Origin of the sequence: Prosthecodimorpha staleyi (genome assembly GCF_018729455.1) — a bacterium.
GTDB classification, from domain to species: domain Bacteria; phylum Pseudomonadota; class Alphaproteobacteria; order Rhizobiales; family Ancalomicrobiaceae; genus Prosthecodimorpha; species Prosthecodimorpha staleyi.
The window spans coordinates 128,415-145,808 of the sequence record NZ_JAHHZF010000005.1; the positions used below are offsets into that span (position 1 = coordinate 128,415).

Here is a 17,394-nt window from a genome sequence, read left to right on the forward strand (position 1 = left end):
TCGTAATTGTTGTTTCGCTCAGCGATAGATCGGGAAGCGACGGCAGAGCGCGGTGGCCTGCTCCTTGACGCGGTTCTCGATCTGCGCGTCGCCGGCCTCGCCGTTCTTCTGCAGGCCGTCGATGACCGCGGCGATCATCTTGCCGACCTCGCGGAACTCGGCCGGACCGAAGCCCCGGGTGGTGCCGGCCGGGGTGCCGAGGCGCACGCCGGAGGTGACCATCGGCTTGGCCGGGTCGAACGGAATGCCGTTCTTGTTGCAGGTGATGTGGGCGCGCTTCAGCGCCTTCTCGGTGACGTTGCCGAAGGTGTTCTTCGGCCGCAGGTCGACCAGCATCAGATGCGTGTCGGTACCGCCGGAGACGAGCGCGAGGCCCTCCTCGACCAGGCTCGCCGCCAGCGCCTTGGCGTTCTCGACGACCTGGCCGGCATAGGCCTTGAATTCCGGACGCAGCGCCTCGCCGAAGGCGACCGCCTTGGCGGCGATGACATGCATCAGCGGGCCGCCCTGCAGGCCGGGGAAGACCGCCGAGTTGAACTTCTTGCCGAGTTCCGCGTCGCGGCTGAGGATCATGCCGCCGCGCGGGCCGCGCAGGGTCTTGTGCGTGGTGGTGGTCACCACATGGGCGTGATCGAGCGGGTTGGGATGCACGCCGCCGGCGACGAGGCCGGCGAAATGGGCCATGTCGACCATCAGCGTCGCGCCGACTTCATCGGCGATCTCGCGGAAGGTCTTGAAGTCGATGATGCGCGGATAGCCCGAGCCGCCGGCGATGATCAGCTTCGGCCGATGGGTCCGGGCGAGATCGCGGACCTCGTCCATGTCGATGCGCTGGTCGTCCTGGCGGACCTTGTAGCCGACCGGCTTGAACCACTTGCCCGACTGGTTGACCGGGGAGCCGTGCGTCAGGTGGCCGCCGCAGGCGAGATCCAGGCCCATATAGGTGTCGCCGGGCTGCAGCAGGGCGAAGAACACCGCCTGGTTGGCGTTGGCGCCGGAATGGGGCTGCACGTTGGCATATTCGGCGCCGAAGATCTTCTTGGCGCGGTCAATCGCCAGCTGCTCGGCCACGTCGACGAACTCGCAGCCGCCGTAGTAGCGCTTGCCCGGATAGCCCTCGGCATATTTGTTGGTCATGACCGAACCCTGGGCCTCGAGCACCGCCTTGGAGACGATGTTCTCGGAGGCGATCAGTTCGATCTCGTCGGCCTGCCGGCCGAGTTCGTCCTGGATCGACTGGAAGATTTCGGGATCGGAAGTGGCCAGGCTCTCCGAGAAGAATCCCGGGTAGAGCGGCTTCGTCTGGGCAACGTCGGACATCGACATGGGGGCCTCTCGGAGCGTGTCCCTTTTTTCCGGCGCCGGGCTTTCCTGACGCCGAGCGCGCGGCAGCCAGGGCTGCGGCGCTGCGTTCTCATCCGGCGAAGCGGCGGCCGGAGCCGTGCCTCGCCTGCGGATCGATCGCGCCGATGGCCGGACGGAATCCCGTCCGAACCGGCCCTGAACGCGCCGCGATGGATCTCCGGCTAACCTACCGGAGCAGGCCCGGAATCCCATCCGCCGCGTCGTGCGGCGCTTGGACGCTCCGACCGCACCGGGACTTATCGGGCTATGACGGCAGCGAATAGCACGCCGGTTTTCCAGGCGGAAGCGGCGCCGTCGTGATTCCGGCAGCCGACTGCCCTGATTTGCGTCACGGGTCTTTTTCCAGACGCTTCATCAATTTGCGCAAAGCCACCCGCTCGAGATCATGCCGCGGCACCCCGACCGCCCCGACGATCGAGACCTCGACCCCGCTCGCCGCGTCGATCGCCGCGACGCGCACCTGCGCGCCGATCACGGTGAACTCAAAATAGACAGTGCGCCCGTCGGTCATGTCGGAACCAGCGTGAGGCCGGGATGCGTCGCCATCGGCTCGAAATCGCGATCGGCATGCAGAAGCGCATGCCCGTGCCGGATGCAGAAAGTGCCGAACAGGAGATCGATGGACTTGCGGATGGTCACGCCGCGCGCCCAAAGACAGCGATAGTGCCCGGCGGCCTCGACCGCCAGGTTCACATCGCTCATGGTCGCGATCTCGAAGGTCCGCATCCGTCGTTCGAGCGCCTGTGCATGGGTATCGTCAAACGCACCCTGGAGGATTTCGAGGAGAATCAGGTCGCCGACCAGGATGTCCGACACGGCGACGCCTTGGCGCAGGACCCTCACCGACGGACCGGCTCCGCCGCGAAAGAGTTCGATCCACACCGAGGTGTCGCCGACGATCACGGGGCGGCGTGCCCCGGCCTTTCCAGACGCATCGCATCGAGGTCGCTGTTCCAGCCGATGCCATCCAGTTCTCGGAACGCCCGCTCTCGTGCCGCCCGGTCGATCAGTTGGCGCAGCGCGAATTCGATGACGGCTCTCTCGGGCTCGATGCCGACGGCCCGTCCAGCCCGGGCCAGGAGATCGCCGTGGATGGCGACCGCCACGGAGAAACGGGCCTGAGCGCGCGGAGGGCCGGCCGGGGAAGGGTTACACCTGCGACCGGCCAATGCATCCCTGAGCGCGGTCGCGACCGTCGCCGCGCCATCCTCGGCGCCGAGCGCCGCCATCGCTTCCGCGAGCAGAATGTCGTCAATGCGGACTGCGATCGCCATGGCCGCCCTCGCTGCTGCACGCACCACGCGAACACAAGACTAGCTTTTGCCCGGCGAAAGCAAAGGGCCGGCCCGCGTCGCCGCGGCCGGCCCTTCAGCGTCTTGTCGGGACCCGTGCCCGTTACTGCATGATGCCCGGCACATAGGCGAGTTCGCCGATGCCGTCGCGGGCATAGATGTCGTCGCGGAAATGCACGACGCCCTCGCGGGTCGCCCAGGCGGTGACGTAGTTGGTGTAGACCTGCACGGCACCCTTGACCTTGGCGTCGATACGCTGGCCGGTGCGGATCGCATCGTCGATCTGTTGCGGCCCCCAGTTCGGCGTGTCGCGCAGAATCCATGCGACCAGCTCGCGGACATTCTGGATGCGCATGCAGCCGGACGAATAGAACCGGTTGTTGTCGCCGAACAGGTCCTTGAAGGGCGTGTCGTGCATGTACACGTCATGGCTGTTCGGGAAGGAGATCTTCACCGTCGCCATGGCGTTGATGTCGCCCGGATCCTGCCGGAAGGCCAGGTTGGCCGCCTGATCGGTATCCCAGTTGATCGCTTCCGGCGGAATCTCGCGACCCTTGTTGTCGTAGATGCGGATCCGGTTCTTGGTCAGATACTCGGGATCGGCGCGCATCTTCGGGATCAGGTCCTTGCGGATGATCGAGACCGGGACGTGCCAGAACGGGTTGAAGTTGATCTCGCTGACCTTCGAGGTCAGCACCGGCGTCTGGCGATCGACCTTGCCGACGACTGCATTGTGACGGGCGATGACGCGGCCGCCCTCGACGGCCTCGAGCTCGGCGGCCGGGATGTTCACGAAGATGAAGCGGTCGCCGAGATTGCCGGACATCGAGCGGACGCGCACGAGATTGGTCTCGAGCTGGCGCAGGCGGATGTCGGCCGGCACGTTCATCACGTCGAAGACCGGCTTGTCGACCAGACCATTCGGCTTCAGGCCATGGCGCACCTGGAAGCGGCGCACGGCGGCGTCGACATAGGAATCGAAGGTGTCGCCGTAGCCGAACTGGCTCGGAGCCAGATCGCCGGTCACGGCGAGGCGCTGGCGCAGCACCATGACGGCTTCGGACCGGGTGCCGATGCGCAAGCGTTGCTGGTCCGGAACGCGCGGCCAGCCGCCATTGCCGGCGATCGCCTGATACTGCGGCAGCGCGGCCTCGATATTGGCGGCCGTCTCCGGCGACAGGAGCGGAACGTCGGACTTCAGCTGCGCCACCGGCGTGGAGGCGCCGGCGTCGAATTTGTCCTGCCATTCGCGCACGGTCTGGGCGCGCATCAGCACATCGATCGGAGACTCACCGGCGCTCTCGGCGAGCGCCGGCACGGCACGCAGACCGGCAAGAGCGGCGATGCCGGTCAGCAGGCCGCGTCGGGTGAGCCGCAATCCGTGATCGGGCTTCGGACGTACAAGCACTTCGAACGCTCCATCGGGTTCAGCCAAATCGGCCGGTCGCCATCGGTCGCTATACGACATCAGGATACGGACAAAGATCCGTTAATCGGGCCTTTCCGCCTATGACAGCAAACCAACGGAAAAGCGAGGGCGAGGATGCATCACGGCCAAGCGTTCGGATGGGACTCCGTGCTGATCGCGACGCTGCTCCTCGGCCTCGTGATTTTCAGTGTTTTGTGGCTGATTCATGGTCCCCGGCGCGATGCCGGCATCGTCGACTGGTGGTGGGCGGGCGGCTTTGCGGCGACGGCCTGGCTGGAATGGCTCGCGAGCGGGCGCGGCGGCGGCCTACAATTGTTCGTGACCGTCGCCGTCACGGTCTGGGCCGTCCGACTGACCGTCCATCTGGTGGTCCGTCATAGCCGGCGCGGCGGGATCGAGGATCCGCGCTATGCGGCGATGCGGGCGCGGGGCGGTCCGAACTGGCCGCGCACGAACCTGTTCACCGTGTTCTGGCTGCAGGCGGTCGTGCAATGGGCGCTGGCCGCGCCGATCCATGCCGCGCTGTTGCACCCCGAGCCCGACCCTCTCTCACCGGCCGCCGTCTGGCTGGCCTCGGCGGGATGCGCCCTCTTCGTCATCGGGTTCGCGATCGAATGGGTCGCCGATGCGCAGTTGAGCGCCGACAAGGCGGACCCGGCGCGACGCAGCCGGCTGGTCACCACGGGTCTCTGGGCATGGAGCCGGCATCCGAATTATTTCGGCGAGGCCCTGCTGTGGTGGGGGCTCGGCCTGGTCGGTGCGGCCGCCTCGGGCCTCTGGTGGGTCCTCGTGGCCCCGGCCGCCCTGACTGTGCTGCTGCTGAAGGTTTCGGGCATTCCGCCGCTCGAGGCCGTCCTGGCCTCCCGTCCCGGCTGGACCGACTATGCTGCCCGAACCAGCGCCTTCCTGCCGCGCCCGCCACGCCCCCTGCGACCCGGCTGAGCCCGGATCGTGCGGACCGGGACCACCCCGGCGGACAGGGTTCCGACGAAAAAAATCGGCTTCGCGCGGGGGGCCACGCGAAGCCAGTCTGGGTGCCTCGGACATGTCGGGTCGCTTGACCCGATCAACGGCGCGGGGGTTGGCACCGTAACGTCATCCGGCAGACCGGATGGCGCCTCCTCGGTGCCGGAACAACGCGAATAGGACGTTCGGGTTCCGAAGAAAGTCGCCTGCCGACACCCTGGCGATCCGCCGCCGGGGCGTTCCCCCGCTCAGAGCCGGCAGAGGATCTGGTCGATCCGGAAGCGCGGCTCAAGTCGGCTGTTGCCGACTTGAGAGTCCTGTGAAGGGAGCGCTTCCGCTCAGAGCCGGTAGAGGATCTGGTCGGTCCAGAAGCGCTCCAGCCTATGCAGCGACTTGTTGAGAAGCTTGAATTCGCCCGGACCGATGCCGCCGACCTGCTCGATCGAACGGATATGGCGCTCGTAGAGCTTGTCGATCACCTTGGCGACCGTCTGTCCCTTGTCGGTCAGACTGACGCGGACGGAGCGGCGGTCGATCCGAGAGCGCTCGTGCTTGACGTAGCCGCCTTCGACCAGCTTCTTCAGATTATACGAGACGTTCGACCCGAGATAATAGCCGCGGGTGCGCAGTTCACCGGCCGTCAGTTCGGACTCGCCGATATTGAACAGGAGCAGGGCCTGCACGGAATTGACGTCATCGCGTCCCATGCGGTCGAACTCGTCCTTGATGACATCGAGCAGCCGCCTGTGCAGACGCTCGACGAGCGTTAGCGCCTCAAGGTAGAGCGGCTTCAGAGCCACGTCTTCCTCTGCATGCGCCAGCGCGTCTACCGCTCTTTTTGCATTGAGCATGGGAAATCGCCTCGCTGATGGTCTTTATTGTCAGCCGCTTCTGCGGCCTTTGATAATCGGACACTAGCGCTCTGAATCTAAAATCGCCTTAAGTCGTAGTCTAAAATTTCGGTAAAATGGAAGCACTGGGCATCGTACTAAATATCTTCTGAAAGTAACTATTCAAACTTGGCCTAACTGGCCGATTCTCTCGACATTCGGCGAGATGCCGTTTGGGAAGGCATTAACGCTGGAGGCCTCCATCGGACCCGCTGCGGCGACCCGGAAGGCCTCGAACCGCCCCGACGCGCCGCTTCCCGAGCCCCCCGCGCGGACACCGCCGGGACACGGCACCCCGTATCCCGGCGTCGGGTCGGGCCGACAGCCGAACGGGGCCGATGCGGTGCATCGACCCCGTTCCATTCGTCTTGCAAGGAAAAGATTTCGAAAGCTCGTCTCGGCCGGGCCCCTATCCGCGCCGGCGTCGCCAGCCGTCAAACGCCTTGCAGCATGCGTACGATGCCGGAGAAGTCGACACCGGCATGGCCGCCCTGGACATAGAGGCGGTAGAGCTGGGCCGCCTCCGCGCCGAGCGGGGTGACGGCGCCGGCCGCACTGGCCACGTCTTGGGAAAGCTTGAGGTCCTTCAGCATCATGGCGGCGGTGAAGCCGGGCGCGTAGCCGCGATTGGCCGGGCTGGTCGGCACCGGTCCCGGCACCGGGCAGTAGGTGGTCAGCGACCAGCATTGGCCGGACGATTTCGACGCGATGTCGAACAGCTTCTGGTGGTCGAGACCGAGCTTGTCGGCCAACGCGAAGGCCTCGCTGACCGCGATCATCGAGATGCCGAGGATCATGTTGTTGCAGATCTTCGCCGCTTGGCCGTTGCCGGCGCCGCCGGCATGGACGATCGTCTTGCCCATGCATTCCAGGATCGGCCGCGCGCGCTCGAAGGCCGCGTCGGCGCCGCCGACCATGAAGGTCAGCGTGCCGGCCGCCGCGCCGCCGGTGCCGCCCGAGACGGGCGCATCGACCATCGCCATGCCGGCCTTGTCGGCGGCGGCGGCGACCTGGCGGGCCGCCTCGACATGGATGGTCGAGCTGTCGATGAACAGCGTGCCCGGCGCAGCCCGTTCGATCACCCCGCCCGGCCCGGTATAGACCGCGATGACATGGGCGCCTTCCGGCAGCATCGAGACGACCGCATCCACGTCCGCGGCCGCCTCGCCGGCCGAACCGACCACGGTCCCGCCGATCTCGGCGAAGCGCGCCGCCGAAGCCTCGGAAAGGTCGAAGCCCTTCACGGTATGGCCGGCCTTGACCAGGTTGGCGGCCATGGGGCCGCCCATATTGCCGAGACCGATGAATCCGATGCGTGCCATGACGTGTTTCCCCCGTCCGCCCGTCAGCCGAGCGTGTTCATGGTTTGCCGCCGGCGCTGGCGGCTGAGGCGGTCCTCAAGCCGTTCCTCGCGCCAGGCGAGGAAGGCGAGGACCACGTAGACGATGACGGCGCCGACCTCGATCGCGGTGAGGACGGTGTTGCCGCCATGCAGATCCGAATAGGCGGTGTGCAGCGTGACGCGGATAGCGGTATTGACGCACCACAGGACGACACCCCAGGAGGTCGCCATCCAGAGCCCGACCGAGGCGACCAGATCGACCGCCGCGAACACCGCGATGGCGTTCTTCACCGGCACGCGCTGGTCCATGAACGGCGTCGAGCCGAGATCGGTCGCGCCGATCACATAGGCCCAGCTCAGGATGCCGTAGCCGAGGATCGAGAGGGCCAGCGCGCGCATGAAGAAGAGGCGCGCGCGGCGCCAGTTCAGGCGCGGCGGTTCGACCGACGCGGCCGGCGGCTTGTTGGTCGTCTGCTGGGCCTGAGCCATGGTCTATCCGAATGTCAGGTCGCCCCCCGCGGGGGCAACGAAATGGGCCTCGATGTCGACGCTGTCGATCTCTTCCGGATCGGCCGGCCGCCAGCGCGGCGCGTTGTCCTTGTCGATGATCACCGCGCGGACGCCCTCGTAGAAGTCGTCGCCCTTCAGAATGCGCGAAACGATGCGGAATTCGAGGCGCATGCAGTCCTCGAAATCGCGCGCGGCGCCCATCTGCATCTGGCGCAGCGCGATTTCCAGCGAGGTCGGCGACTTGGAACGGATGTCGCGCGCCGTCGCGGCGGCCCAGTCGCCCGGGCTGGCGTCCAGCGCGGCCAGGATTTCGCCGACCGTCGGCCGGGCGAAGATGCGGTCGATCTCGGGCATCAGGGCGGCGATAGGCGCCGGTCCGGGATCGCCGTCGAAGGCGTTCAGCAGCGGCAGAGGATCGGCCACCTCGGCCAGATCGGCGGCGAGTTCGGCCAGCCGCGCCCGCGGCACGCAATGGGTCAGGATGCCGGCGAAGCGGGCGTCGGCCTGGCGCAGCCGGCCGCCGGTCAGGGCCAGCCAGGTGCCGAGACGGCCCGGGCAGCGCGGCAGGATGTAGGTGCCGCCGACATCGGGGAAGAAGCCGATGCCGACCTCCGGCATGGCGAAGGCAGTCTTCTCGCTGCCGACCCGGTAGCGCCCGTTGACCGCGATGCCGACGCCGCCGCCCATCACGATGCCGTCGATCAAGGCGGTGATCGGCTTCGGATAGGCCCGGATCAGCGCGTTCAGCCGGTATTCGTCGCGGAAGAACTCGATCTGGGTCGGATCGCCGGCCCGGCCGAGATCGTAGATGTGGCGGATGTCGCCACCGGCCGAGAAGGCCTTCTCGCCGGCCGCGGTGAAGACCACATGGGCGACGGCCGGATCGTCGCGCCAGGCGTCGAGCGTCGCGCGGATCCCCAGGACCATGCCGTGGGTCAGCGCGTTGAGGGCTTGCGGGCGGTCGAGCCGGATGAAGCCGGCCTTGCCGCGTCGTTCAATGGCGAGATCGGTCGGGGCGGTATCGGTCACGTCGGTCATGGTCGGGGTTCTAGCGTCCAATCAGGTCACGCGCCACGATCAGGCGCATGATCTCGTTGGTGCCCTCCAGAATCTGGTGGACGCGCAGGTCGCGCAGGTAGCGCTCGATACCGTAGTCGCGAAGGTAGCCGTAGCCGCCATGGAGCTGCAGGGCCTGGTTGACCACCTCGAAGCCGACATCGGTGGCGAAGCGCTTGGCCATCGCGGCCTGCCGGGTCGCGGCCGGATCCTTGGCGTCGAGCAGCACGGCCGCCTTGTGGACCATCAGCCGCGCCGCCTCCAGTTCGGTCGCCATGTCGGCGAGGCGGAACTGCAGGGCCTGGAACTCGGCCAGCTTGCGGCCGAACTGGCTGCGCTCCTTCACATAGCGCAAAGCCCGGTCGAGGCATTCCTGTGCGCCGCCGAGCGAGCAGGCGGCGATGTTGATGCGGCCGCCGTCGAGCCCCGCCATGGCGATGCGGAAGCCCTCGCCCTCCGCGCCGACCCGGTTGGCGACCGGCACGCGCGCGCCGTCGAAATTGACCATCGCGGTCGGCTGCGACTTCCAGCCGAGCTTCTTCTCCTGCGCCCCGAAGGAGACCCCGGGCGTGTCCTTGGGGATCGCCAGGCAGGTGATGCCGCGCGGCCCCTCGCCGCCGGTGCGCACCATCGTCACGTAGAGATCGGACGCGCCGCCGCCGGAGATGAAGGCCTTCGAGCCGGTGACCACATAGTGGTCACCGTCGAGCACCGCGCGGGTGCGCAGGGAGGCGGCGTCCGAGCCGGCATTGGGTTCGGTCAGGCAGTAGCTGGCGAACTGCGCCATGCTGGCGAGCCCCGGTACCAACCGGTGGCGCAGCTCCTCGCCGCCGAAGCGATCGATCATCCAGGCGGCCATGTTGTGGATCGAGATATAGGCCGTGGTCGACGGGCAGGCGCGCGCCAGCTCCTCGAAGATCACCGCCGCCTCGAGCCGCCCGAGCCCGGACCCGCCGACATCGTCGCGGATATAGATGCCGCCAAAGCCGAGCGCGGCCGCCTTGCGCAGGGTCTCGACGGGGAAGATCGAGCCCTCGTCCCAGCGGTCAGCATGCGGCGCCATCTCGGCACCGGCGAAGTCGGCCGCCATGTCCCTTATGGCGCCGGTCTCTTCGGAAAAGGCGAAGTCCAAGGGTCTCTCCCGGTCCCGGCGCGTCTCGTGATCGCGGCCGAAGCTATGGACCCGGCCGATGAGCGTCAATTGCCCGAGGGGATGGGGCTCGGGGGCGTACGGGTATCCTGTGCGCCCCGCGCCCGGACAGGGTTCGTCAGCCCTCCGCCCGGGTGGAGACCGATCGGGTCAAGGGTCGAGCAGGTCCTGCCATTGCCGGGCGCCGTGGACGACGCGCACGATCTCGGCATCCTGGCCGGCCACGCGATAGAGGATCAGATACCGGCCGGCCGGAAAGGTCCGCAATTCGGGTCGGATGTCCGGACGGGCGATGCCGAGGCCCGGCATGTCGCCGAGATTGCGGCAATGTCTGAGGATCTCGTCGTACCAGCGCAGCGCCGCGGCGGCGTTGTCCTGGGCGATGAAAAGGACGACCGCCTCGATGTCGGTCTCGGCCTGGGGTGTCAGCCGGAACGCCATCAGACATCCCGGGATGCGCGCTTCGCCTCGAGCACCTGCCGGATGCGGGCGAATGCCGCCTCGCCATCGGTCGCCTCGCCGCTGGCGAGCCCCGCGTCCCACAGGCGGCCCAGTTCGGCGACGGCTTCCGCGCGGTGCCTGCGGCGCCCCTGCCACTCGCGCAGGGCTTCCCGCATCACCTCGCTGGTGGAGGCATATTCGCCGGATTCGACGACCTGCCGGACGGCCGCGACCATCTCGGGGGTCAGCGCCACGCTGATCTTCTCGACATTGGCCATCGGGCGCCTCTGCTCCAGTTCAACGGTAAGCAAGCTTACCACCACCCGGGCGCGGTCGACCATCCCGGATGGCCCCGCAACCGCCGCAGCCGCCCTGCCCCGTCCCGGCATATCTGATCGTCGCCGCGACCGCCCCCGACCGGGGTTTCCAAGCCGCGCCCGTCGGGCCACTCTGGATGCCCCGCTTGGCCCAACTCCGGATTCCCCATGCAAGATTTCGTCGTCCGCGCCCTGGTCATGGGCGTCTTCGCCACGGCCGTGCTCGATCTCTGGGCCCTGCTCCTGAACCGACTGTTCGGCTTCGGCCTGCCCAACTGGGCGATGGTCGGGCGCTGGTTCGCGCATCTGCCGCGCGGGCGCTTCGTGCATGCCGACATCGCCGCCGCACCCGGCTTCGCCAACGAGCTGGCGATCGGCTGGATCATGCACTACGTGGTCGGCATCGCCTTTGCGGCGGCGACACTCCTGCTGGCCGGCCCGGGCTTCGCCAAGGCACCGACCCCGTTCTGGCCGCTTGTCGTCGGCTGGGCGACGATACTGTGCGGCTGGCTGATCCTGCAGCCCGGCATGGGCGGCGGCATCGCCGCCTCGAAGCGGCCAAACCGGACCCAGATCCGGCTCCTCAACATCCTCGGCCACACCGTGTTCGGCCTCGCCCTGTGGGCGGCAGCGCTGGCGCTGGCGCGCTAGCAGCGGCGTTCGCGCCCCCGCCATGGTGGCCGGATTGTCATCCCCGTGACAGTGCGATCCGGCGGTTCGGCTACAGTTTCCGCCATGAAGCCGGCCAATCGATCGGCTGGACACCGGGGATGCGACCATGGCGAACGGTCTCGAACGATACGGCAATGTGCGCGGCGGCGGCTTCGTCGAGCTTCGGCCCGACACGCAGGGCGTCCAGGGCGACACGCGCATCAAGCAGAAGGGCGACCGGCCCTTCTTCGGCAAGTTCGTGACCGCCTTCAAGTCGCTGAAGACCCGGCATTCGACCACCGAGAAGCAGGCCAACCGCGCCGTCCGGCGCGACCTGCTCGACAATCTCGCCAAGGCCGACCGCGGCGTCGCCGCCCGCTACGCCGACCGGCTGGTCGGCGGCGACAAGGAGTCGAAGCCTTTGAGCGCCCGGTTGGTCCGCCAGATCATGGCCGAGGTCGGCCAGAACAAGGACAACTGGAACGCCGCCGCCAAGACCGAGGGTCCCGGACGGAAGAAGGCGGTTGCCGAACAGCGCGACGGGATGGTCCAGGGCCGCTTCGACTGGCTGGCGACGGTCGCGACCCGCTTCCCCGGCCGCGTCGACGACTATCGCGAGACGCTGGCGGAAGCGGTCGACTCCGCCATGAAGACCGGCAAGATGACCCGCGACGAGGCGATCACCCACGTCGCCAAGAACCTCGCCGACCGCCTGCAGGACGAGCCGCCGCTGCCCGGCTTCGTGACCTTCGCAGGCGACAAGCCGACCGTGCCGGAGATCGAGGCCTCGATCCGCGGCAACCTCGCCGCCTATGAGAAGACCCTGCCGCAATTTCCGGTAGATTTCGCGCCGACCCCGGATCCGCTGGTCCTCGTGCTGCACGACCCCGAGGCCGTGCCGGAGAAATCGATCCTCAAGCAGACCGGCCCGGTCACTCCGGGCGAGATCCCGAACAAGAGCATTGCCGATTATACTCAGTTCCGGTCCGACGCCGAGAACGCAATCCTGGACGGGCTCGACGATCCCAGCAAGCCGCTGGTCATCCCGGGCATCAGCGGCATCCTGCCGTCGATCGAGGACATGGCGCCGCAGAGCCTGAAGGACGCGATCGACCATCACAACCGCCTGGTCGGCGACGACGGCGATAAGATCTCGCTGTCCGATCTCCTCGGCCATCCCGGCATGGATATCTACGGGCGCTGCTTCAACCGTCTGAAGGAGTTGCACGAGAAGGCCGGCAACGACGACATCCCGTCGCGCGAGGAGGTCGAGAAGCTGATCAGCGGGGCGGTGCAGAAGGAACTGGACAACGGGCCGGTCAAGGGCATCGCGACCCATATCCTGGCCAATCCGAATCTCTCGCCGAAGGAGCGCCAGATCCTGCTCGCAGAGGTCATGGACCGGAACTCGAAGCTCTACCAGCACGGTCACAATATCGGGCCGATCCCGATCGGCAAATATGTCCAGAACTATCTCGACCAGGCGGTCCGCGACTGACCACCGGCACGGCGCATCCGCGATGGGCGCTGCGGCGGGTTTCCCCCGCCGCCAAATCGGACTAGGGTCGCGGGCATCGCAGAACGGTGGCCGCGCACGCGGATCGGACGAGAGTCGGCGGGCGATCGCCATTGACGTTCGGCTCGTGCCACACGGTCGCCCAGCCCGAGCCGAAGCGCCGCCATGAACTACGAACAGCCCCGCCGCACCGCCGTCGACATGGAACCGATCCTGGCCGGCCGCCGCATGCGGCGCAACCGCCGGACCGACTGGTCGCGCCGGCTCGTGCGCGAAACCCACCTCACCGTCGACGACCTGATCTGGCCGATCTTCGTGGTCGACGGCGAAGGCCGGCGCGATGCGGTCGCCTCCATGCCGGGCGTGTTCCGCCATTCCGTCGATCTGGCCGTCGCCGAGGCCGAGAAGGCCGCCCGGCTCGGCATCCCGGTCCTGGCGCTGTTCCCGTACACGGATCCCGACCTGCGCGACGAGAACGGGTCCGAGGCCCTCAACCCGGAAAACCTTGTCTGCCGGGCGCTGCGCGCCATCAAGGCGGCGGTCCCGTCGATCGGCCTGATGACCGACGTGGCGCTCGATCCCTATACCAGCCACGGCCATGACGGCCTGCTCGCCGGCGACACCATTCTCAACGACGAGACCGTCGCCCAGTTGGTGCACCAGTCGATCGTCCAGGCCGAGGCCGGCGCCGACATCATCGGCCCGTCCGACATGATGGACGGCCGCATCGGTGCCATCCGCGCCGGGCTCGACCGCGCCGGGCACATGGACGTTCAGATCATGGCCTATACGGCCAAGTATGCCTCGGCCTTCTACGGGCCGTTCCGCGATGCGGTCGGCACCAACAAGACGCTGCGCGGCGACAAGCGCACCTACCAGATGGATCCCGGCAATTCCGACGAGGCGATCCGCGAGGCCGAACTCGACCTCGCCGAGGGCGCCGACATGATCATGGTCAAGCCGGGCATGCCCTATCTCGACATCGTGCGGCGCCTGTCGGAGACCTTCGCGGTGCCGACCTTCGCCTACCAGGTCTCCGGCGAATACGCGATGATCCATGCCGCCGCGATGAACGGCTGGCTCGATTTCGACCGGGCCATGATGGAGAGCCTGGCCGCCTTCAAGCGCGCCGGGGCCGACGGCATCCTGACCTACTTCGCGCCGGTGGTCGCCGAAAGGCTGAAGGCCGGGGCGTGACTATCGGCGGTTTCGCGGTCCGGGCCGCCTTCGTCCTGGTCCTGCCGGTATGGATTGGAGTGGCGGCCTGCGCCGATCTCGAAGCGGTGCAGCGGCGGACCTGCGAAAGCTTGCTGCCGGTGATCGAACCGGCCGGCACCCGCATCACCATCCAGAAGACTGAACCCGATCCGCGCCGCGCCGGCAACGTACGGGTTCGCTATCATGCCGAGCGCCCCGACCCGGACGCGACCTCGCCCGATCCGGCCGACGCCGCCATCACCTGCGCCTTCGGCGGCACCGGCTTCGAGGCGGGCAAGGCTGAACTGATCGGCCTGGAGACGCCGGACGGCGTCTTCTCCGACATTCGCCTGCAGATGTTGAAACGTTTCTGGCTGTCCGACCTTGGCTCCGTCTCCGAGGCCATGCGCCAGGTCGAATGGGCACCCGAGGCGCGGCCGGCCGGTCTGCTGGCGGTCTCGGGCGAGCACGGCTTCCTCCTGCAGCAACTGGTCAATGCCGGCGCACCCGCGGCGCTCTATGCGCTGCTGGCGCTGGCCTATTCCCTGGTCTACGGCCTCCTCGGCCGGATCAATCTCGCCTTCGGCGACCTCGCCATGCTGGGTGCCTACGCGACCGTGCTCGGCATCGCCGGCGGGCTGACGCTCGGCGCCGGCGCCCCGGGCCTGCTCCTGCCGCTCGCGCTCCTGTTCGCGATATCCGTCACAGCGGCCTGGAGCGGCGCGATCGGGCTCGGCATCTTCCGCCCGCTGGCCGCGCGCGGCGCACAGCCGCTGCTGGTGGCGACGATCGGCGTGTCGCTGGCGCTGCAGGAATTCGTCGGCCGCGTCCAGGGCGTCAAGGAACGCTGGCTGCCGCCGATCCTCAACGAACCGCATCTCCTGTTCGGCGGCGCCTATGAGGTGGTGGTCACCACCATGCAGATGCTGGTCGTCGTCGGCGTTTCGGCCGCAATCCTGCTGGTGCTGGCCGGCATGCGCCGGTCGCGATTCGGACGCGACTGGCGGGCCATGGCCGACGATGCGGCCATGGCGGCCCTGCTCGGCGTCGATCGGGACCGGACGCTGACCGCCACCTTCCAGCTTGCCGGCGCGCTTGCGGCCGTCGCCGGCCTGGTCATCACCACGCTCTACGGCGGAACCAGCTTTCACATGGGCACGATCATCGGCCTCAAGGCCCTGGTCGCCGCGATCGTCGGCGGCATCGGCTCGCTGCCCGGCGCCGCCCTCGGCGGCCTGCTGATCGGCCTCGCCGAGACGCTCTGGTCGGCCTACCATCCGATCGTCTGGCGCGACGCGGTGATCATGATCCTGCTGGTCGTGTTCCTGATCCTCCGCCCGGAGGGCCTGTTCGGCACCCGCTCGGCGCTCGAGGAGAAGAGCGCGCGGCCGTGATCGATATCCGGACGATTGTCTCGACCGGTAGGAAGACCCTGTCTATTAAGACCGTGATTTGGCGCCCTTCACTTGGTTCCAACGGAAGCCGAACGGCGGACTCATGCTAGTGTCCTTCCATAAGGCGTAGGCAAGCGATGAGAAGCAGGCAAGGTTCCGAACCCGAGCGGACCGACACGATGGTGGCAGCTGATGACACCGTGCTGACGCGCGGCAGTCGGCCGTTTCTTGTCACGCATTTCCATCTCACCGAGGAAGTCATGCTTCCGGGCTTCTATCCGGAAGGTGACGGCGAAAGCATCCACGAAGACACCGATTTCGACGTCGTCGAAGCCGCCCTCTGGGCGCTCCGCCGGCGATCTTCCGACCTGCCGGACCTGGAACGGACGATCCGGCATGCCCCGCGTCTGGCCGGTTTCGCGCTAGGTATCACGGTAAGGGGACGCCCGAACCACATCGGCAAGCTGATCCGGCATCCGAAAACCGGTGCCTACATCTCTGGCAAGATTGCCAGATCGATTCGTCCCTCCCGGTGGCGCGGCGGCGAAGGCCGGCGTCAGGGATAGCGGAGCCCCCATGCATCGCCCCACACTCGAAGACATCCAGGATGCCCAGCGGCTGATCGAGGGGGCGGTGATGCGCACCCCCTATCTACCGGCACCGCGGCTCTCCGACCTGACCGGCGCCCGGGTCTCGGTCAAATACGAGAACCTGCAGGTCACCAATGCCTTCAAGGAGCGCGGCGCGCTGGTCAAGCTCCTGTCGCTGACCGCGGATGAGCGCCGGCGCGGGGTCATCGCCATGTCGGCCGGCAACCATGCCCAGGCGGTCGCCTATCACGCGACCCGGCTCGGCATCCCGTCGACCATCGTGATGCCGAAGACCACCCCGCATGTGAAGGTGACGGCGACGCGCGGCTTCGGCGCCCGGGTGGTGCTGAAGGGCGAGACGGTCGCCGACGCGCAGGTCGAGGCCGAGAGGATCGCGGCCGAGACCGGGGTCGTCTGGGTTCACCCCTATGACGATTTCGATGTCGTGCGCGGACAAGGCACGATCGCGCTCGAAATACTGGCCGACGATCCGGATATCGACATCCTGGTGGTGCCGGTCGGCGGCGGCGGACTGGTCTCCGGCATGGCGATCGCCGCCAAGGCGCTGAAGCCGTCGATCGAGATCGTCGGCGTCGAAACCCAGCTCTATCCGGCCATGTGGTGCGCCTTGAAGGGACTGCCGATCAAGGTCGGCGGCACGACGCTCGCCGAGGGCATCGCGGTGCGCAATGTCGGCGCGCTGACGCTCGACATCTGCCGCGACCTGCTCGACGAAGTCGTGCTGGTCGACGAGGTCCATATCGAGCGGGCCGTGAACGCCTATCTGACGCTGCAGAAGACCATGGCGGAGGGGGCGGCGGGCGCCGGCCTCGCCGCGCTGATGACGACGCCGGAGCGGTTCCAGGGCCGCAATGTCGGGCTTGTCCTGTGCGGCGGCAACATCGACCCGCGCATCCTGGCCTCGATCATGGTCCGCGAACTCGCCCGCGAGGAGCGGATCGTCGGCATCCGGCTGATCATCCCGGACCGGCCGGGCGTGCTCGGCGAGATCGCCACGATCATCGGCGACATGGGCGGCAACATCCTGGCGGTGGAGCACCACCGCACCATCCTGAAGGTGCCGGCCAAGGGCGCGACGCTCGATGTCGCCTTCGAAACCCGCGACGGCGGCCACGCCAACGAGATCATCGCGGCGCTCGAATCGCGCGCCTTCGTGGTCGAGCGGCGCGAGGCCCCCGACGAATTCTGAGATCTGCGGGAAATGGCGCCGCCGCGGCCACTTTCTCGCCGGCCGCGGATCTGTATGATTGTCTCGAATGGAGCCGCT

19 protein-coding genes are annotated in these 17,394 nt (G+C 67.6%); 7 read left to right on the plus strand and 12 right to left on the minus strand.

All coding sequences use genetic code 11. From position 1 onward, the window contains the following. Positions 1–18: 18 nt before the first annotated feature. The 5 genes from glyA to KL771_RS11275 all read right to left on the minus strand — a co-directional run bounded on the left by glyA (position 19) and on the right by KL771_RS11275 (position 4,065). Entirely contained in the window at positions 19–1,320 is a 1,302-nt protein-coding gene (glyA, locus tag KL771_RS11255) for a serine hydroxymethyltransferase (RefSeq protein WP_261968924.1), read from the minus strand. Between the two features lie 373 nt (positions 1,321–1,693). Next, positions 1,694–1,876, minus strand: a complete 183-nt coding sequence (locus KL771_RS11260) for a DUF6898 family protein (RefSeq protein ID WP_261968655.1) — start codon at positions 1,874–1,876, stop codon at positions 1,694–1,696. Then, complete coding sequence (gene vapC, locus KL771_RS11265; RefSeq protein ID WP_261968656.1) at positions 1,873–2,268, minus strand: type II toxin-antitoxin system VapC family toxin; 396 nt, start codon at positions 2,266–2,268, stop codon at positions 1,873–1,875. The genes KL771_RS11260 and vapC overlap by 4 nt, the downstream gene beginning before the upstream one ends. Beyond that, the gene (locus tag KL771_RS11270; RefSeq protein ID WP_261968657.1) at positions 2,265–2,639 is read right to left on the minus strand and encodes a hypothetical protein; all 375 of its coding nucleotides are present in this window, start codon (positions 2,637–2,639) and stop codon (positions 2,265–2,267) included. Before KL771_RS11270 ends, vapC begins: the two co-directional genes overlap by 4 nt. 121 nt (positions 2,640–2,760) lie before the next feature. Then, the gene (locus KL771_RS11275; protein ID WP_261968658.1) at positions 2,761–4,065 is read right to left on the minus strand and encodes a L,D-transpeptidase family protein; all 1,305 of its coding nucleotides are present in this window, start codon (positions 4,063–4,065) and stop codon (positions 2,761–2,763) included. A 168-nt stretch (positions 4,066–4,233) separates the two neighbouring features. On the opposite strand from KL771_RS11275, the gene KL771_RS11280 reads away from it, so the two are divergent. Then, positions 4,234–5,028, plus strand: a complete 795-nt coding sequence (locus KL771_RS11280; RefSeq protein WP_261968659.1) for a DUF1295 domain-containing protein — start codon at positions 4,234–4,236, stop codon at positions 5,026–5,028. 362 nt (positions 5,029–5,390) lie between these two features. On the opposite strand, the gene ldtR is transcribed toward KL771_RS11280, so the two are convergent. From ldtR to KL771_RS11315, 7 genes are all read right to left on the minus strand, one after another. Then, on the minus strand, positions 5,391–5,903 hold the full coding sequence (gene ldtR, locus KL771_RS11285; RefSeq protein WP_054361109.1) for a transcriptional regulator LdtR: 513 nt from the start codon (positions 5,901–5,903) through the stop codon (positions 5,391–5,393). A 473-nt stretch (positions 5,904–6,376) separates the two neighbouring features. Beyond that, positions 6,377–7,264, minus strand: coding sequence for a 3-hydroxyisobutyrate dehydrogenase (mmsB, locus tag KL771_RS11290; protein WP_261968660.1), 888 nt, complete (start codon positions 7,262–7,264; stop codon positions 6,377–6,379). A 23-nt stretch (positions 7,265–7,287) separates the two neighbouring features. After that, positions 7,288–7,773: a DUF6163 family protein gene (locus tag KL771_RS11295; protein WP_261968661.1), complete on the minus strand. Its 486-nt coding sequence runs from the start codon at positions 7,771–7,773 to the stop codon at positions 7,288–7,290. 3 nt (positions 7,774–7,776) lie between these two features. Then, a complete protein-coding gene (locus KL771_RS11300; protein ID WP_261968662.1) occupies positions 7,777–8,832 on the minus strand; it encodes an enoyl-CoA hydratase/isomerase family protein in 1,056 nt (351 codons plus the stop codon). A gap of 10 nt (positions 8,833–8,842) precedes the next feature. Beyond that, positions 8,843–9,982 (minus strand): acyl-CoA dehydrogenase family protein, encoded by a 1,140-nt coding sequence (locus KL771_RS11305; protein ID WP_261968663.1) that lies wholly within the window; start codon positions 9,980–9,982, stop codon positions 8,843–8,845. Positions 9,983–10,150: 168 nt separating this feature from the next. Then, on the minus strand, positions 10,151–10,441 hold the full coding sequence (locus KL771_RS11310; RefSeq protein WP_261968664.1) for a type II toxin-antitoxin system RelE/ParE family toxin: 291 nt from the start codon (positions 10,439–10,441) through the stop codon (positions 10,151–10,153). Beyond that, complete coding sequence (locus tag KL771_RS11315; RefSeq protein ID WP_261968665.1) at positions 10,441–10,719, minus strand: type II toxin-antitoxin system ParD family antitoxin; 279 nt, start codon at positions 10,717–10,719, stop codon at positions 10,441–10,443. The genes KL771_RS11310 and KL771_RS11315 overlap by 1 nt, the downstream gene beginning before the upstream one ends. A gap of 207 nt (positions 10,720–10,926) precedes the next feature. On the opposite strand from KL771_RS11315, the gene KL771_RS11320 reads away from it, so the two are divergent. From KL771_RS11320 to KL771_RS11345, 6 genes are all read left to right on the plus strand, one after another. Then, a complete protein-coding gene (locus KL771_RS11320; RefSeq protein ID WP_261968666.1) occupies positions 10,927–11,409 on the plus strand; it encodes a DUF2938 domain-containing protein in 483 nt (160 codons plus the stop codon). A gap of 127 nt (positions 11,410–11,536) precedes the next feature. Continuing rightward, a complete protein-coding gene (locus KL771_RS11325; protein WP_261968667.1) occupies positions 11,537–12,907 on the plus strand; it encodes a hypothetical protein in 1,371 nt (456 codons plus the stop codon). A 183-nt stretch (positions 12,908–13,090) separates the two neighbouring features. After that, the gene (gene hemB, locus KL771_RS11330) at positions 13,091–14,122 is read left to right on the plus strand and encodes a porphobilinogen synthase (RefSeq protein ID WP_261968668.1); all 1,032 of its coding nucleotides are present in this window, start codon (positions 13,091–13,093) and stop codon (positions 14,120–14,122) included. Continuing rightward, positions 14,119–15,516, plus strand: coding sequence for a branched-chain amino acid ABC transporter permease (locus KL771_RS11335; RefSeq protein WP_261968669.1), 1,398 nt, complete (start codon positions 14,119–14,121; stop codon positions 15,514–15,516). Before hemB ends, KL771_RS11335 begins: the two co-directional genes overlap by 4 nt. 179 nt (positions 15,517–15,695) lie before the next feature. Next, positions 15,696–16,082, plus strand: a complete 387-nt coding sequence (locus tag KL771_RS11340) for a hypothetical protein (RefSeq protein ID WP_261968670.1) — start codon at positions 15,696–15,698, stop codon at positions 16,080–16,082. Between the two features lie 10 nt (positions 16,083–16,092). Further along, positions 16,093–17,316, plus strand: a complete 1,224-nt coding sequence (locus KL771_RS11345) for a threonine ammonia-lyase (RefSeq protein WP_261968671.1) — start codon at positions 16,093–16,095, stop codon at positions 17,314–17,316. Positions 17,317–17,394 lie beyond the last annotated feature (78 nt).

Coding starts and splice junctions, on each gene's coding strand:
- KL771_RS11325 (WP_261968667.1), top strand. CDS start 11,537: ATGGCGAACGGTCTCGAACGATACGGCAATGTGCGCGGCGGCGGCTTC.
- KL771_RS11300 (WP_261968662.1), bottom strand. CDS start 8,832: ATGACCGACGTGACCGATACCGCCCCGACCGATCTCGCCATTGAACGA.
- KL771_RS11260 (WP_261968655.1), bottom strand. CDS start 1,876: ATGACCGACGGGCGCACTGTCTATTTTGAGTTCACCGTGATCGGCGCG.
- glyA (WP_261968924.1), bottom strand. CDS start 1,320: ATGTCCGACGTTGCCCAGACGAAGCCGCTCTACCCGGGATTCTTCTCG.
- KL771_RS11270 (WP_261968657.1), bottom strand. CDS start 2,639: ATGGCGATCGCAGTCCGCATTGACGACATTCTGCTCGCGGAAGCGATG.
- mmsB (WP_261968660.1), bottom strand. CDS start 7,264: ATGGCACGCATCGGATTCATCGGTCTCGGCAATATGGGCGGCCCCATG.
- KL771_RS11320 (WP_261968666.1), top strand. CDS start 10,927: ATGCAAGATTTCGTCGTCCGCGCCCTGGTCATGGGCGTCTTCGCCACG.
- KL771_RS11310 (WP_261968664.1), bottom strand. CDS start 10,441: ATGGCGTTCCGGCTGACACCCCAGGCCGAGACCGACATCGAGGCGGTC.
- KL771_RS11295 (WP_261968661.1), bottom strand. CDS start 7,773: ATGGCTCAGGCCCAGCAGACGACCAACAAGCCGCCGGCCGCGTCGGTC.
- KL771_RS11315 (WP_261968665.1), bottom strand. CDS start 10,719: ATGGCCAATGTCGAGAAGATCAGCGTGGCGCTGACCCCCGAGATGGTC.
- KL771_RS11340 (WP_261968670.1), top strand. CDS start 15,696: ATGGTGGCAGCTGATGACACCGTGCTGACGCGCGGCAGTCGGCCGTTT.
- ldtR (WP_054361109.1), bottom strand. CDS start 5,903: ATGCTCAATGCAAAAAGAGCGGTAGACGCGCTGGCGCATGCAGAGGAA.
- KL771_RS11345 (WP_261968671.1), top strand. CDS start 16,093: ATGCATCGCCCCACACTCGAAGACATCCAGGATGCCCAGCGGCTGATC.
- hemB (WP_261968668.1), top strand. CDS start 13,091: ATGAACTACGAACAGCCCCGCCGCACCGCCGTCGACATGGAACCGATC.